Origin of the sequence: Rhizobium sp. NZLR1 (assembly GCF_017357385.1) — a bacterium.
Lineage (GTDB): Bacteria > Pseudomonadota > Alphaproteobacteria > Rhizobiales > Rhizobiaceae > Rhizobium.
In genome coordinates this window covers 1792677-1808047 of the sequence record NZ_CP071632.1, presented here as the reverse complement: position 1 = coordinate 1808047, position 15371 = coordinate 1792677, and the positions used below count along the sequence as shown (strand labels likewise).

Here is a 15371-nt window from a genome sequence, read left to right as displayed (position 1 = left end):
ATTACCAGCGATAGTGCGAGAACGCGCGGTTGGCGTCAGCCATCTTGTGCGTGTCTTCGCGCTTCTTGACGGCGGAGCCGCGGTTGTTGGACGCATCGAGCAGTTCGCCGGAAAGGCGGTCAACCATAGTCGTTTCATTGCGCTTGCGGGCAGCAGCGATCAGCCAGCGAATGGCGAGAGCCTGGCGGCGCTCCGGACGAACATCGACCGGGACCTGATAGGTCGCACCGCCGACGCGGCGCGAGCGGACTTCAACGTGCGGGGCAATGTTGTCGAGTGCAGAATGGAAAACCGTGAGCGGCTCCTGCTTGGACTTGCCCTGGACGACGTCGAACGCGCCGTAGACAATGTTTTCAGCAACGGACTTCTTGCCGTCGAGCATGATGGCATTCATGAACTTGGTGACGACGAGATCACCGAACTTCGGGTCCGGATTGATCTCGCGCTTTTCTGCTTTATGACGTCTGGACATAATTTTCGTCTCTTCAACCGTTAAGGCGCTTCATCACGCGGAGGACCTCGCGCAGCGCCGAATTACTCAAAACCGAATTACTTCGGACGCTTCGCGCCGTACTTGGAGCGGCGCTGCTTGCGGTTCTTGACACCTTGGGTATCGAGAACGCCGCGAATGATGTGATAACGGACACCCGGAAGGTCCTTGACGCGGCCGCCGCGGATCATGACGACGGAGTGTTCCTGAAGGTTGTGACCTTCGCCGGGGATGTAACCAATGACTTCGAAGCCGTTGGTCAGGCGGATCTTTGCGACCTTACGCAGAGCCGAGTTCGGCTTCTTCGGCGTCGTCGTATAGACGCGCGTGCAAACGCCGCGCTTCTGCGGGTTCTCCTGGAGTGCGGGAACCTTGTTACGCTTTACGTTCGCCTGGCGAGGCTTGCGGATCAGCTGGTTTACGGTAGGCATTCAACCATCCCTTACGTTTTATCTCAGTACCCTTGCGGGCTTGAACTCGCGCCGTCTCCGGCAGTGACGCACGCTTTCCGTCAATGCGCAAAATATGGCCCGATCCGCTTCCGCAGATGGACCACAAGGAGCAGAGGACGCATATAAATTGCGTCGTGCGTGCAGCATCATGACTTCAACGTGCGTTTAGAACCTTGTTTGAGGTGAACTTCAGGGCGCGTCGCCCCGAACAGCCAAGCCTCACATGGGATCTGATGGCCGGGGTACTACTGGTTTCCACCGATCTCGTCAAGGCCGGTTAAGAAATAAACTCGCCGTATCGCCTTGATCTGCGGGCCTAAGGCCCTGTTTCCAGGCTTCTAGACGAAATCAGGCCCGAGCACCAAGATAAAAACTTGGGCATTGCAGCAAAAGCAGTTAAGGAATCAGCAATTGCGGCGTGCGGCCCTCACAGCAGGATTCGAGCGACCGAATCGTCAAAGAGCCGAAGGACAGGCGATGATTACGACACCTGACAACGACAATAATTTCGACGGGCCGATGATCTTCATCATCATCGGCAAAGGCTACGAGTCCGACGGCAGCGAAGGCATCGACCTGCATATCATGTTGAAGGCGCCCGACGACGACACTGCCGTACGCGAGGCCTTGAACGCCCTTGCCGAGGAAGGCTTCATCGAGGCCGATCTCGACCAGATCGGCATGCTGACCGAGGTGCCGGCCGAAGAGCCGCACGCCTCCGCCTATCAGGGTGCCGTCGATGGCGAGGTCGCGATCATCCGCTTCAATTGAAGGGAGCCGCCGCTTGCGCTGCGGGTCGCCAAGGGCAGCATAAGCGGAAGCAGCGCCGTCCCTCCCCCCGACCAACCAAAGCCGACTAAAAACGAAAACCGCCCGGATCGCTCCGGGCGGTTTTTCAATTCGCGTGCCACCACGTGGCGGCTTCCGCTGCGGATTATTCCGCAGCCGGAGCCTTTTCGGCCATGTCCTGCAGCATCGGCGTGGCAACGGCTGCGCCGCTGCCCTTGCGGCGCTCTTCGAGGATCATCTCGTCGCGCGACGTGGCGATGCGACGGATCTGGGTCATGGTGCCGCCGGTGCCGGCCGGGATAAGGCGGCCGACAATGACGTTTTCCTTCAGACCCTGCAGGCCGTCGGTCTTGCCGGCGATTGCCGCTTCCGTCAGCACCTTGGTCGTTTCCTGGAAGGACGCCGCCGAGATGAAGGACGGGGTCTGCAGCGACGCCTTGGTGATGCCGAGAAGAACCGGATCGCCGTAGGCAGGCTTCTTGCCCTGCTCGATCAGATGATCGTTTACGTCTTCGAGCTCGATCCGGTCGACATTGTCGCCGACGATATAGGTCGAGTCGCCTGCATCGGTGATTTCCACCTTCTGCAGCATCTGACGGACAATCACCTCGATGTGCTTGTCGTTGATGACAACGCCCTGCAGGCGGTAGACTTCCTGGATCTCGTTGACGAGGTAGGAGGCCAGAGCCTCCACGCCCTTGATCGCCAGGATGTCGTGCGGAGCCGGGTTACCGTCGAGGATGTAGTCACCCTTTTCGATATAGTCGCCTTCCTGAAGGTGGAAGGGCTTGCCCTTCGGGATCAGGTATTCGACAGGCTCGACACCGTCTTCCGCCGGTTCGATGATAACGCGACGCTTGTTCTTGTAGTCGCGGCCGAGGCGGATCGTACCATCGATCTCTGCGATGATGGCGTGGTCCTTCGGACGGCGGGCTTCGAAGAGCTCGGCAACACGTGGCAGACCGCCGGTGATGTCCTTGGTCTTGGCGCTTTCAAGCGGCGAACGCGCGAGGACGTCACCCTGAGAGACCTTGGTGCCCGAATCGACCGACAAGATGGCGTCGACCGAGAGGAAGAAGCGGGCGTCACCACCACGCGACAGCTTCATGATGTTGCCGCTGGCGTCCTTGATGACGATCGCCGGCTTGAGGTCCGAACCGCGCGGGGTCGAACGCCAGTCGATGACTTGACGCTTGGTGATGCCGGTCGACTCGTCGGTGGCTTCCAGAACGGAGAGACCGTCGACCAGGTCTTCGAACTGAACGGTACCAGCCACTTCGGTCATCATCGGACGGGTGTAAGGGTCCCACTCTGCCAGACGCTGGCCGCGCTTGACCTTGTCACCTTCGTCGACATGCAGTTTCGAACCGTAAGCCACACGCTGCGAAGACCGCTCGACGCCACGCTCGTCCAGGATCTGGACGGTCATGTTGCGGCCCATGGCAACGAGGTTGCCATCGGAGTTGCGCAGGATGTTGCGGTTCTTGATCTGCACCGTACCTTCGTACGAAGCTTCGAGGAACGACTGGTCGACCACGGTTGCCGTACCACCAAGGTGGAAGGTACGCATGGTGAGCTGGGTGCCCGGTTCACCGATCGACTGAGCAGCGATGACGCCGACGGCTTCGCCCATGTTGACAGGCGTACCACGCGCGAGGTCGCGGCCGTAGCAGACTGCGCAGACGCCGGTCTGGATTTCGCAGGTCAGCGCCGAGCGGATGCGGATCGACTGGATACCGGCCTTCTCGATTTCGACGACATCGGGCTCGAGGATCATCCTGCCGGCATCGACGATGCGCTCACCCGTGATCGGATGATCGATGTCATCAAGCGCCGTGCGGCCGAGGATGCGGACGCCGATCGAAGCAACCACCTGGCCGGCATCGACGATGGCGGTCATGGTGAGGCCCGTCTGCGTTCCGCAATCGACGTGCGTGACGATGCAATCCTGCGCGACGTCGACGAGACGACGGGTCAGGTAGCCGGAGTTGGCGGTCTTCAGGGCGGTGTCTGCAAGACCCTTGCGGGCGCCGTGGGTCGAGTTGAAGTACTCGTTGACGGTCAGGCCTTCCTTGAAGTTCGAGATGATCGGCGTCTCGATGATTTCACCCGACGGCTTGGCCATGAGGCCGCGCATGCCGCCCAGCTGGCGCATCTGGTTCGGAGAACCGCGGGCACCGGAATGGCTCATCATGTAGATCGAATTCATCGGCTTCTGGCGACCGGTGCTCTCATCGAATTCGACCGCCTTAATGCGGGCCATCATCTCTTCGGCGACCTTTTCGGTGGCCTTGCCCCAGGCGTCGACAACCTTGTTGTACTTTTCGCCCTGCGTGATCAGGCCGTCATTGTACTGCTGCTCGTATTCCTTCACCAGGCTTTCGGTGTCGGCAACGATCTTGGCCTTGGCATCCGGAATGACCATGTCGTCCTTGCCGAACGAAATGCCGGCGCGGCAGGCATGGGAAAAGCCGAGCTGCATGATGCGGTCGCAGAAGATGACCGTGTCCTTCTGGCCGCAGTGGCGGTAGACCGTGTCGATCATCTTGGAGATGTTCTTCTTGGTCATTTCCTGGTTGCAGATGTCGAAGAGCACCTTGCCGTTCTTCGGCAGAAGTTCGCCGATGAGCAGTCGGCCAGGCGTCGTCTCATAGATCTTCGAGTAGGGCTTGCCATCCTCGTCGATCGACTTGAACCGGCCGCGGATCTTGGTGTGCAGCGTCACGACCTTGGTTTCGAGGGCGTGATGCAGTTCGCCGAGATCGGAGAAGGCCATGCCTTCGCCAGGCTCGTTCTGGTTCAGGATCGACAGGTAGTAGAGGCCGAGAACCATGTCCTGCGAGGGAACGATGATCGGCGCGCCGTTGGCCGGATGCAGGATGTTGTTGGTCGACATCATCAGCACGCGGGCTTCGAGCTGGGCTTCGAGCGACAGCGGCACGTGAACGGCCATCTGGTCACCGTCGAAGTCGGCGTTGAAGGCCGTGCAGACGAGCGGATGCAGCTGGATCGCCTTGCCTTCGACCAGGGTAGGTTCGAAAGCCTGGATGCCCAAGCGGTGCAGCGTCGGTGCGCGGTTCAGCAAAACCGGATGCTCGCGGATGACCTCGTCGAGGATATCCCAGACTTCCGGCTTTTCCTTTTCGACCAGCTTCTTGGCCTGCTTGACGGTCGAGGAGTAACCCTTGGCATCGAGGCGGGCATAGATGAACGGCTTGAAGAGTTCGAGCGCCATCTTCTTCGGCAGGCCGCACTGGTGCAGCTTCAGTTCCGGACCGGTGACGATGACCGAACGGCCGGAATAGTCGACGCGCTTGCCGAGCAGGTTCTGGCGGAAGCGGCCCTGCTTGCCCTTCAACATGTCGGAGAGCGACTTCAGCGGACGCTTGTTGGCGCCGGTGATGACGCGGCCGCGACGGCCGTTGTCGAACAGCGCGTCAACCGATTCCTGCAGCATACGCTTTTCGTTGCGGATGATGATGCCAGGCGCACGAAGCTCGATCAGGCGCTTCAGACGGTTGTTGCGGTTGATGACGCGGCGGTAGAGGTCGTTCAGATCCGAGGTGGCGAAACGGCCACCGTCGAGCGGAACCAGCGGACGCAGATCCGGCGGAATGACCGGAACGACCTTCATGATCATCCATTCCGGACGGTTGCCCGATTCCATGAAGTTCTCGACGATCTTCAGGCGCTTCATCAGCTTCTTCTGCTTGAGATCCGACGTGGTCTCGGCAAGCTCAGCGCGCAGATCGCCAGCGATCTTTTCGAGGTTCATCGAGGCCAGCATCTCGTAGATCGCCTCAGCGCCGATCATCGCGGTGAACTGGTCTTCGCCGTATTCGTCAACGGCAAGCATGTACTCTTCTTCCGAGAGGAGCTGGTGCTCCTTGAGGGCAGTCAGGCCCGGCTCGGTGACGATGTAGTTTTCGAAATAGAGGACACGCTCGACATCCTTCAGCGTCATGTCGAGCAGCGTCGAAATGCGTGATGGCAGCGACTTCAGGAACCAGATGTGGGCAACGGGAGCGGCGAGCTCGATATGGCCCATGCGCTCACGGCGAACGCGCGACAGCGTAACTTCGACGCCGCACTTTTCGCAGATGATGCCCTTGTACTTCATGCGCTTGTACTTGCCGCACAGGCATTCGTAGTCCTTGATCGGCCCGAAGATGCGCGCGCAGAAGAGACCGTCGCGTTCCGGCTTGAACGTACGGTAGTTGATGGTTTCCGGCTTCTTGATCTCACCGTAAGACCAGGAGAGGATCTTCTCCGGAGATGCGATCGAAATCCGAATCGAATCGAAATTCTGTGCAGGCACCTGCGGATTGAAAAGATTCATGACCTCTTGGTTCATGCCTGTCTCCTTCATGGGCTGAGAGCCCTCAAAATGCGATGGTCGGCGGCAATTTCCCGGGAGCCGCCTCCCTCGCTTAAACGAGAATAACCGCAAGATGCGGCGAAACTTCCCTTCCGGGCCGACACGGATACGGCGCCCGGTGGGACCGGCGTGCGCCGCGTTGGCAGCGCACGCCCTATCAGGTGCTTACTCGGCCGCATCGGGCAGCTGGGCTGCCTGCGCCTCATCAAGCTTGGTGTTTTCGAGCTCGACACTAAGGCCCAGCGAACGCATTTCCTTGACGAGAACGTTGAAGCTTTCCGGAATACCGGCTTCGAACGTGTCGTCTCCGCGGACGATGGCTTCGTAGACCTTGGTGCGGCCGGCGACGTCGTCCGACTTCACCGTCAGCATTTCCTGCAGCGTGTAGGCCGCGCCATAGGCTTCGAGTGCCCAGACTTCCATTTCGCCGAAGCGCTGACCGCCGAACTGCGCCTTGCCGCCCAGCGGCTGCTGGGTAACGAGCGAGTATGGACCGATCGAGCGGGCATGGATCTTGTCGTCGACCAAGTGGTTGAGCTTCAGCATGTAGATGTAGCCCACGGTCACCTGGCGGTCGAACTGCTCACCGGTACGGCCGTCATAAAGCGTCGACTGGCCGCTGTCCTTGAGACCTGCCAGACGCAGCATGTCGTTGACGTCGGCTTCGTTCGCACCGTCGAAAACAGGCGTCGCAATCGAAACGCCGCGCTTCCACTGATCGGCAAGACGCAGAACCGAGTCGTCGTCGAAATCCTGGACCTGTTCGGCCTTCGGACCGTCACCGACGACATCGCCGATGGTCTTGCGCAGCGGCTCGATGTTGCCATTGGCCTTGTATGCGTCGATCAGTTCGCCGATCTGGCGACCCATGCCGGCGCAAGCCCAACCCAGGTGGGTTTCGAGGATCTGGCCGACGTTCATGCGCGAGGGCACGCCGAGCGGGTTCAGAACGACGTCGACATGCGTGCCGTCCTCGAGGAACGGCATGTCTTCGACAGGCACGATGCGCGAGACGACGCCCTTGTTGCCGTGACGGCCAGCCATCTTGTCGCCCGGCTGGATCTTGCGCTTCACGGCGACAAAGACCTTGACCATCTTCATGACGCCAGGAGGCATTTCATCGCCGCGCTGGACCTTTTCGACCTTATCCATGAAGCGCTGTTCAAGGCGCGACTTGGATTCGTCGTACTGGCCGCGGAGTGCTTCGAGCTCGCTCTGGACCTTTTCGTCCTCGACCGCGAACATCCACCACTGCGAGCGGGGATATTCGGAAACGACGGCGTTGGAAAGCTCGGCGCCCTTCTTGAAACCCTTCGGGCCGGCGATGGAAGCCTGGCCGCGCAGCATTTCGATCAGACGGCCGTAGACGTTACGGTCGAGGATCGCCTGCTCGTCGTCGCGGTCCTTTGCAAGACGCTCGATCTCTTCGCGCTCGATCGCCATCGCGCGCTCGTCCTTCTCGACGCCATGGCGGTTGAAGACGCGCACTTCGACGATCGTGCCGTAGGTGCCAGGCGGCATGCGCATGGAGGTATCGCGCACGTCGGAGGCCTTTTCGCCGAAGATGGCGCGCAGAAGCTTTTCTTCCGGCGTCATCGGGCTTTCGCCCTTCGGCGTGATCTTGCCGACCAGGATATCGCCCGGCTGAACTTCAGCGCCGATATAGACGATGCCGGCTTCGTCGAGGTTCTTCAGAGCTTCTTCCGAAACGTTCGGAATATCGCGGGTGATTTCCTCAGGACCAAGCTTGGTGTCGCGCGCCATCACCTCGAATTCCTCGATGTGAATGGAGGTGAACACGTCGTCGGCAACAATGCGCTCGGAGAGCAGGATCGAGTCTTCGTAGTTGTATCCGTTCCAGGGCATGAACGCGACGAGCGCGTTGCGGCCGAGCGCCAGGTCGCCGAGATCGGTCGACGGACCGTCGGCAAGAATGTCGCCGCGGTTGACCTCGTCACCAACGGTGACCAGCGGACGCTGGTTGACGCAGGTGTTCTGGTTCGAACGCTGGAACTTCTGCAGCCGGTAGATATCGACGCCGGACTTGCCGGCTTCGAGGTCTTCCGTGGCGCGGATAACGATACGCGTCGCGTCGACCTGGTCGACCACGCCGCCGCGGCGGGCGCCGATAGCAGCGCCTGAGTCACGGGCAACGACCGGCTCCATGCCGGTACCGACGAACGGAGCTTCGGCACGCAGCAGCGGCACTGCCTGACGCTGCATGTTCGAGCCCATGAGCGCGCGGTTGGCGTCGTCGTTTTCCAGGAACGGGATGAGCGCGGCTGCGACCGAAACCACCTGCTTCGGCGAAACGTCCATCAGGTTCATGCTGTCGCGGGGCGCGAGCATGACTTCGCCGGCATGACGGCAGACGACGAACTCGTCGACGAAGGAACCATCAGGGTTCATTTCAGCGTTGGCCTGGGCGACGTAGTACTTCGCCTCTTCCATGGCGGAGAGGTAGAGCACGTCGCTCGTCACCCTGCCTTCGACGATGCGGCGGTACGGGCTTTCGATGAAGCCGTATTTGTTGACGCGGGCAAAGGTCGCAAGCGAGTTGATCAGACCGATGTTCGGGCCTTCCGGCGTTTCGATCGGGCAAATGCGGCCGTAGTGGGTCGGATGCACGTCGCGGACTTCGAAGCCGGCGCGCTCGCGGGTCAGACCGCCCGGACCAAGGGCCGAAAGACGGCGCTTGTGGGTGATTTCCGAGAGCGGATTGACCTGGTCCATGAACTGCGAGAGCTGCGAGGAACCGAAGAATTCGCGGACGGCGGCAGCAGCCGGCTTGGCGTTGATCAGATCCTGCGGCATCACCGTGTCGATCTCGATCGAGGACATGCGTTCCTTGATCGCGCGCTCCATGCGCAGCAGGCCGAGACGGTACTGGTTTTCCATCAGCTCGCCGACCGAGCGGACGCGGCGGTTGCCAAGGTTGTCGATGTCGTCGATCTCGCCCCTGCCGTCGCGCAATTCGACCAGCATCCTGACCACGGCCAAGATGTCGTCCTTGCGCAGGATGCGGACGGTGTCTTCGACGGTCAGGTCGAGACGCATGTTCATCTTGACGCGGCCGACGGCGGAGAGGTCGTAACGCTCCGCATCGAAGAACAGCGAGTTGAACATGGCTTCGGCCGATTCCATGGTCGGCGGCTCACCCGGACGCATGACGCGGTAGATGTCGAACAGAGCGTCCTGACGGTTCTCGTTCTTGTCGGCGGTCAGCGTGTTGCGGATATAGGCGCCGACATTGATGTGGTCGATGCCGAGAACCGGGATCTCGTCGAAGCCGTTCGCCAGGATGATGCCGAGCGTCTTCTCGTCGATTTCATCGCCGGCTTCGAGGTAGATTTCACCGGTGGAGTAGTTGACGATGTCGCCGGCAAGGTAGTTGCCGTAAAGATCGTCGTCGCCGGCCTTCAGCGCCTTCAGACCCTTATCGGAAAGCTGGCGCAGCAGGCGCGGGGTCAGCTTCTTGCCGGCTTCCACGACGACTTCGCCGGTGTCGGCGTCGACCATCTCGGTGATCGCCTTGGCACCCTTCAGCGTTTCCGGCTTGAAGGGAATGCGCCAGCCTTTGCCGTCGCGTTTGTAGAGCGACTTCGTGTAGAAGGTGTCGAGGATTTCCTCGCCGTCCATGCCAAGCGCCATCAGCAGCGACGTGACCGGAATCTTGCGGCGACGGTCGATACGGGCGTAAACGATATCCTTGGCGTCGAATTCGATATCGAGCCAGGAACCGCGATAGGGGATAACGCGGGCAGCAAAGAGCAGCTTGCCAGAAGAATGGCTCTTGCCCTTGTCGTGGTCGAAGAAGACGCCCGGCGAACGGTGCATCTGGGAAACGATCACGCGCTCGGTGCCGTTGACGATGAACGTGCCGTTATTGGTCATGAGCGGCATGTCGCCCATGTAAACGGACTGTTCCTTGATGTCCTTGATCGACTTCGCGCCCGTATCCTCGTCGATATCGAACACGATGAGGCGCAGCGTCACCTTCAGCGGCGCAGCATAGGTCAGATCGCGCTGACGGCATTCGTCAACGTCGAACTTCGGCGGTTCGAATTCGTAGGACACGAATTCCAGCATGGAGGCGCCGGAGAAATCGGTGATCGGGAAAACCGACTTGAAAACGGCCTGAAGACCCTCGTCGGGCCGGCCGCCTTTCGGCTCTTCAACCATCAAAAACTGGTCGTAGGACGCCTTCTGAACCTCGATGAGGTTCGGCATTTCTGCGACTTCGGGGATCTTACCAAAAAACTTGCGTACGCGCCTACGACCGTTGAACGAAAGGGTCTGAGCCATCGTCGCTCCTTCAAAATCTTGCACCCGGGCCTGCAACGGACGGGAACCGATGGCCAGTCGATCCCGTCAATCAATGAGTAATCCAATCTCGTCCGACACCCGAAAACGCTCAGCTCGGATTGCTGTGCTGCCCTCTGTGCGAGACTATCCTTTTGAAGAACCCATTACCCAAAAGCCGGTTTGACGCGGCTTTTGGGTAATTCGTTCAGAAAAACGGCAAATGGGAGGCAGCAGAGACTGCCTCCCAAAAGCAATTCAAGATTACTTGACGTCGGCCTTGGCGCCAGCATCTTCAAGCTTCTTCTTGATGTCAGCGGCTTCAGCCTTGTTGACGCCTTCCTTGACAGCCTTCGGAGCGCCTTCGACGAGGTCCTTGGCTTCCTTGAGGCCGAGACCGGTGATGGCGCGGACTTCCTTGATGACGTTGATCTTGTTGGCGCCGACATCCGTGAGGATGACGTCGAACTCGGTCTTTTCTTCTTCAACGACAGCAGCAGCAGCACCGCCGCCAGCAGCAGCTACAGCTACCGGAGCAGCAGCGGAAACGCCCCACTTTTCTTCAAGAAGCTTCGACAGTTCTGCGGCTTCCAGAACGGTCAGCGCGGAGAGGTCGTCAACGATCTTTGCGAGATCAGTCATTTTACTAGTTCCTTTTGTTCGGTTCGAACCGGTTGATTATAAACAGCGAAAAACCGCCTTAAGCGGCTTCGTCCTTCTTGGCGTAGGCCGCGAACACGCGGGCAAGCTGGCTTGCCGGTGCTGCAACAACTCCAGCGATGCGGGTAGCCGGTGTCTGGATCATGCCCAGCAGCTTCGCACGCAGCTCATCGAGCGAAGGCAGGGTCGCAAGCGACTTGACTGCATCGGCGTTGAGCGTGGTTGTTCCCATGGAACCACCCAGAACAATGATTTTGTCATTGGTCTTGGCGAAATCCATGACGACCTTCGGAGCGGTGATCGGATCGGTGCTGTATGCAATCAGCGTCTGACCCTTGAAGAGATTGGTAATCCCTTCCGCTTCCGTACCCTGAAGGGCAATTTTGGCCAGGCGGTTCTTCGCGACTTTGACGGTACCGCCAGCTGCACGCATCTTCGAACGAAAATCGTTCATCTGCGCGACTGTGGCACCAGCATAGTGGGCCACGACAACTGAGCCCGAAGCCTTGAAGACTTCACTCAGTTCCGTGACGAATTCGCGTTTTTCCGCTCTTTCCACTGCCTATCTCCAGTTGGCGGGACCGAGAATGGGCCCGCCGGGTTGCCTTTGCCTCCTGGGATCATGCGAGATCCCAAGCGACGCTTGAGGATCCTGTCCCCCCGCGCTCTCGCGCCAATCAAGGCTAAAGAGGCACAAGGCATCCAAGGCTCGAACCGATTTCCTAGAAGCGAACTTCATGCAATTCGGGTCTTACCCGTCTCATGCAGGCAAAGTGATTAAGGGAAAACCACCTGCAATCTCGGACAGGATTCCGGATTTCTCCGGAATATTCCGGCCCCTTGCGAGGCCGGAAATTCAGTCGCCGGACATAAAGCCCGGCAATAATTTACGCAGTCGGGCTTGCGGTGACCGAGCCGACTTCGATCTTGACGCCGGGGCCCATGGTCGAAGAAATCGCCACGCGCTTGACGTAGTTGCCCTTGGCGCCAGCCGGCTTCGCCTTGATGACGGCGTCGGCAAAAGCGCGGATGTTTTCTTCCAGAGCCTTGGCGTCGAAAGAGGCCTTGCCGATGCCGGCATGGACGATGCCAGCCTTCTCGACGCGGAACTCGACAGCGCCGCCCTTGGAAGCCTTGACGGCTCCGGCGACATCCATGGTGACGGTGCCGACCTTCGGGTTCGGCATCATGCCCCGCGGGCCGAGAACCTTACCGAGACGACCGACGAGCGGCATCATGTCGGGGGTGGCGATGCAGCGATCGAATTCGATCTTGCCGCCCTGGACGATTTCGACGAGCTCTTCAGCGCCGACGATATCGGCACCGGCAGCCTTGGCTTCATCAGCCTTGACGCCACGAGCGAAGACGGCAACGCGAACCGTACGGCCGGTGCCGTTCGGCAGGTTGACGACGCCGCGAACCATCTGGTCCGCATGGCGCGGGTCGACGCCGAGGTTCATCGAGACTTCGATGGTTTCGTCGAACTTGGCGACAGCCCGTTCCTTGACCATGCCGATGGCCAGGGTCAGAGCGTAGAGCTTGGTGGGATCAACACCTTCGTTGATCTTCTGCGTGCGCTTACCAGCCATGATCTTAACCCACCACTTCCAGGCCCATGGCGCGGGCAGAGCCCTCGATCATCGCCATTGCACCTTCGATATCCGCTGCGTTCAGATCCTTCATCTTGGCTTCTGCGATCGACTTGATCTGAGCCTTTGTGAGGGAGCCGGCCTTGGCGCCCTTGCCGGGCGTCTTGGAACCGGAGGTGATCTTCGCTTCCTTCTTCAGCCAGTAGCTGACCGGAGGCTGCTTCATCGCGAAGGTGAAGGACTTATCCTGGTAATAGGTGATGACGACCGGGATCGGCATACCCTTTTCCATTTCCTGCGTGGCGGCATTGAACGCCTTGCAGAATTCCATAATGTTAATGCCACGCTGACCAAGCGCCGGACCAATCGGCGGGGACGGGTTTGCCGATCCTGCCTTGACCTGAAGCTTGAGCTGGCCTGCAACTTTCTTAGCCATATCTCTCTGCCTTTCATGAACGGCCGGTCGCCCGGCCCGTGATGCCGGATCTCTCCGGCGGCTGCGGTTGCGTGGTGCGGATCATCAGGGTCCGGCTAAGACCCCCTCACCTTCCACGCGGATGCGGACTAGTCCGCAGGAAACAGGCCGCAAGGCCAGCTTCCAATCTCTTGCAATCAGACCTTCTCGACCTGAGCGTATTCGAGTTCGACCGGCGTTGCGCGGCCGAAGATCGACACCTCAACCTTCAGGCGCGAACGCTCTTCGTCGACGTCCTGAACCGTGCCGTTGAACGAAGCGAACGGGCCGTCGGAAACACGAACCTGCTCGCCGATCTCGAAGGTAATCGAGGCCTTCGGCCGCTCGACACCTTCCTGGACCTGACCGAGAATGCGCTCGGCTTCATAATCCGGAATCGGAACTGGCTTATTGTCGGAGCCGAGGAAACCTGTAACCTTCGGCGTATTCTTGATCAGGTGATAGGCTTCATCGGTCAGATTGGCACGAACCATGACGTAGCCCGGGAAAAACTTGCGCTCGCTGTCGACCTTGCGGCCGCGACGCACTTCCACCACCTTCTCGGTCGGCACGAGGATCTTCTCGAACAGGTGCTCAAGCCCCTTCTGGCGAGCCTTGTTCTCGATGTCCTCAGCGACCTTCTTTTCAAAATTGGAATATGCGTGGACGATGTACCAACGTGCCGCCATTTTCATCTCCACCCGTATCAGTTGCCGGTATTCAGCACGAAGCTCAGAACCCAGCCGATCAGCTGGTCAGCGGCAAAGAAAAAAAGCGCGGCGAAAACTACCATCACAAGCACCATAACCGTCGAGATCATCGTCTCGCGGCGCGACGGCCATGTAACTTTGGACGTCTCGGAGCGAACCTGCTGCAGAAACGCAAACGGATTGGATTTGGATGCCATCGACTGCCCACGCAATTACGGCGCGTAAAGCTGAAACCATCAGCCCCACGCACCGCGTGTCTGTTGAACCCTAAATAAACACCGATTTCCGAATACACAAGAGGGAAACCGAAGTTTAACGAAATTAGTTACCGCCAATCAATCCCCGGCCGGAATGCCGCGAGCATGTCCGCGCTGTCCCGCTTCGAGGAAAATGGCAGGGGCAGTAAGGCTCGAACTTACGACCTGCGGTTTTGGAGACCGCCGCTCTACCAACTGAGCTATACCCCTTCATGCCGATCATTCAGCGCCTGGACCAAAGTCCGCAAATCGCTGATGAAAAGCATGGCGCTCCCTTTAGGACGACGACAGCAGATTGGCAAGCACGATTTTCGATTTTCAAAGCCATTCTGCGCATATGCGAGCGATCGGCTCTTTCATCGCACCACCAATATCCGTTCAGACCGTCACATATTTCCGCCAATCGTGCTCTTCGTTAAAACCCAGCACCTCGCGGATCTTGCGGTTGGAGAGCAGGCCTTCATATTCGCCGATTTCGCGGGTGAAGGGCACGTTCGGGTAGAATCGCTTCGCAAGCTCCTTCGACGGCGTGTTGGCCGAGACGGTGTCGTTGGCCGCGTTGAAGACCTGATAGCCGAGACCGTCCTTTTCGATGCAGAGATGGCAGATCTGCCCGAGATCGCGGGCGTCGATATAGCTCCAGGCAATGCGCTTGCGCATTTCGGGATTGGCGAAATAGGTGGGGAACCGCTCATATTCGTGCGGCTCGATGACGTTGCCGATACGCAGCGCATAGATGTCGAAGCCTGAACGTTCGGCAAAGGCGCGGGCCGTCTTCTCGTTGACCACCTTGGAGAGCCCGTAGGAATCCATCGGATTGACGTCGTAGTCTTCCTCCAGCGGGAACTGGTGGAAATCACGATGGCCTTCGGCGAAGCAGACGCCGTAGGTCGTCTCGCTCGATGCGACGATAACCTTCCTGATGCCGAGCTTCACCGCCGCCTCGATGACATTGTAAGTGCCCATCGTGTTGATGCGGAAAGTCTCATTGTCGGGCTTGATCAGGATGCGCGGGATGGCGGCGAAGTGCACGACGGCATCGAAAGGCTGCACGCCCCGGCCCGCGTCCAGATCAGGAAAATCGCGGTGCATCGACAGAGCGTTGAAGACCTGACCGCTATCGGTGATGTCGGCAATGAGGTTGGTGACGCCGGGACTGTCCAGCGGCACGAGATCGAGGTTGTGAACCTCGTAACCGGCATTGATGAGCCACGGCACGGTATGGCGACCTGCCTTGCCCGAACCGCCCGTGAACAGAATCCGCTTCTTCATGGAATATCCTCCGCATCA

12 protein-coding genes and 1 tRNA gene are annotated in these 15371 nt (G+C 59.4%); 1 reads left to right on the top strand and 12 read right to left on the bottom strand.

Annotated features, from left to right (window positions below; translation table 11 throughout):
- Window position 1: 1 nt before the first annotated feature.
- Both rpsG and rpsL read right to left on the bottom strand, forming a co-directional pair.
- Entirely contained in the window at window positions 2-472 is a 471-nt protein-coding gene (gene rpsG, locus J3O30_RS09005; protein WP_003578662.1) for a 30S ribosomal protein S7, read from the bottom strand.
- Window positions 473-549: 77 nt separating this feature from the next.
- On the bottom strand, window positions 550-921 hold the full coding sequence (gene rpsL, locus J3O30_RS09000; RefSeq protein WP_003547537.1) for a 30S ribosomal protein S12: 372 nt from the start codon (window positions 919-921) through the stop codon (window positions 550-552).
- A 498-nt stretch (window positions 922-1419) separates the two neighbouring features.
- Here rpsL and J3O30_RS08995 point away from each other — a divergent pair, with 498 nt between their 5' ends.
- Complete coding sequence (locus tag J3O30_RS08995) at window positions 1420-1713, top strand: hypothetical protein (protein ID WP_007626097.1); 294 nt, start codon at window positions 1420-1422, stop codon at window positions 1711-1713.
- Between the two features lie 163 nt (window positions 1714-1876).
- Here the strand turns inward: J3O30_RS08995 and rpoC are convergent, their stop codons facing one another.
- The 10 genes from rpoC to J3O30_RS08945 form a co-directional block, all read right to left on the bottom strand.
- On the bottom strand, window positions 1877-6085 hold the full coding sequence (rpoC, locus tag J3O30_RS08990; protein WP_207583843.1) for a DNA-directed RNA polymerase subunit beta': 4209 nt from the start codon (window positions 6083-6085) through the stop codon (window positions 1877-1879).
- Between the two features lie 189 nt (window positions 6086-6274).
- On the bottom strand, window positions 6275-10414 hold the full coding sequence (gene rpoB, locus J3O30_RS08985) for a DNA-directed RNA polymerase subunit beta (RefSeq protein ID WP_207583842.1): 4140 nt from the start codon (window positions 10412-10414) through the stop codon (window positions 6275-6277).
- 261 nt (window positions 10415-10675) lie between these two features.
- Window positions 10676-11053, bottom strand: a complete 378-nt coding sequence (rplL, locus tag J3O30_RS08980) for a 50S ribosomal protein L7/L12 (RefSeq protein ID WP_164009049.1) — start codon at window positions 11051-11053, stop codon at window positions 10676-10678.
- A gap of 58 nt (window positions 11054-11111) precedes the next feature.
- Window positions 11112-11630 carry a 50S ribosomal protein L10 gene (rplJ, locus tag J3O30_RS08975; RefSeq protein ID WP_164009047.1) on the bottom strand — a complete coding sequence of 173 codons (519 nt, stop codon included), beginning with the start codon at window positions 11628-11630 and terminating at the stop codon, window positions 11112-11114.
- Between the two features lie 328 nt (window positions 11631-11958).
- Window positions 11959-12660 carry a 50S ribosomal protein L1 gene (rplA, locus tag J3O30_RS08970; RefSeq protein ID WP_207583841.1) on the bottom strand — a complete coding sequence of 234 codons (702 nt, stop codon included), beginning with the start codon at window positions 12658-12660 and terminating at the stop codon, window positions 11959-11961.
- A gap of 4 nt (window positions 12661-12664) precedes the next feature.
- Window positions 12665-13096 (bottom strand): 50S ribosomal protein L11, encoded by a 432-nt coding sequence (gene rplK, locus J3O30_RS08965; protein WP_003547518.1) that lies wholly within the window; start codon window positions 13094-13096, stop codon window positions 12665-12667.
- A gap of 176 nt (window positions 13097-13272) precedes the next feature.
- On the bottom strand, window positions 13273-13803 hold the full coding sequence (gene nusG, locus J3O30_RS08960; RefSeq protein WP_003547516.1) for a transcription termination/antitermination protein NusG: 531 nt from the start codon (window positions 13801-13803) through the stop codon (window positions 13273-13275).
- Window positions 13804-13820: 17 nt separating this feature from the next.
- Window positions 13821-14021, bottom strand: coding sequence for a preprotein translocase subunit SecE (gene secE, locus J3O30_RS08955; protein ID WP_003573826.1), 201 nt, complete (start codon window positions 14019-14021; stop codon window positions 13821-13823).
- Between the two features lie 194 nt (window positions 14022-14215).
- Window positions 14216-14291: transfer RNA gene (locus tag J3O30_RS08950), tRNA-Trp, on the bottom strand.
- Between the two features lie 168 nt (window positions 14292-14459).
- Window positions 14460-15353 carry an NAD(P)-dependent oxidoreductase gene (locus J3O30_RS08945; RefSeq protein WP_207583840.1) on the bottom strand — a complete coding sequence of 298 codons (894 nt, stop codon included), beginning with the start codon at window positions 15351-15353 and terminating at the stop codon, window positions 14460-14462.
- Window positions 15354-15371: the final 18 nt, after the last annotated feature.

What these genes read in the sequence shown, in the direction of transcription:
- rpsG (WP_003578662.1), bottom strand. Translation starts at nt 472, where the DNA reads ATGTCCAGACGTCATAAAGCAGAAAAGCGCGAGATCAATCCGGACCCG.
- rpsL (WP_003547537.1), bottom strand. Translation starts at nt 921, where the DNA reads ATGCCTACCGTAAACCAGCTGATCCGCAAGCCTCGCCAGGCGAACGTA.
- J3O30_RS08995 (WP_007626097.1), top strand. Translation starts at nt 1,420, where the DNA reads ATGATTACGACACCTGACAACGACAATAATTTCGACGGGCCGATGATC.
- rpoC (WP_207583843.1), bottom strand. Translation starts at nt 6,085, where the DNA reads ATGAACCAAGAGGTCATGAATCTTTTCAATCCGCAGGTGCCTGCACAG.
- rpoB (WP_207583842.1), bottom strand. Translation starts at nt 10,414, where the DNA reads ATGGCTCAGACCCTTTCGTTCAACGGTCGTAGGCGCGTACGCAAGTTT.
- rplL (WP_164009049.1), bottom strand. Translation starts at nt 11,053, where the DNA reads ATGACTGATCTCGCAAAGATCGTTGACGACCTCTCCGCGCTGACCGTT.
- rplA (WP_207583841.1), bottom strand. Translation starts at nt 12,660, where the DNA reads ATGGCTGGTAAGCGCACGCAGAAGATCAACGAAGGTGTTGATCCCACC.
- rplK (WP_003547518.1), bottom strand. Translation starts at nt 13,096, where the DNA reads ATGGCTAAGAAAGTTGCAGGCCAGCTCAAGCTTCAGGTCAAGGCAGGA.
- nusG (WP_003547516.1), bottom strand. Translation starts at nt 13,803, where the DNA reads ATGGCGGCACGTTGGTACATCGTCCACGCATATTCCAATTTTGAAAAG.
- secE (WP_003573826.1), bottom strand. Translation starts at nt 14,021, where the DNA reads ATGGCATCCAAATCCAATCCGTTTGCGTTTCTGCAGCAGGTTCGCTCC.
- J3O30_RS08945 (WP_207583840.1), bottom strand. Translation starts at nt 15,353, where the DNA reads ATGAAGAAGCGGATTCTGTTCACGGGCGGTTCGGGCAAGGCAGGTCGC.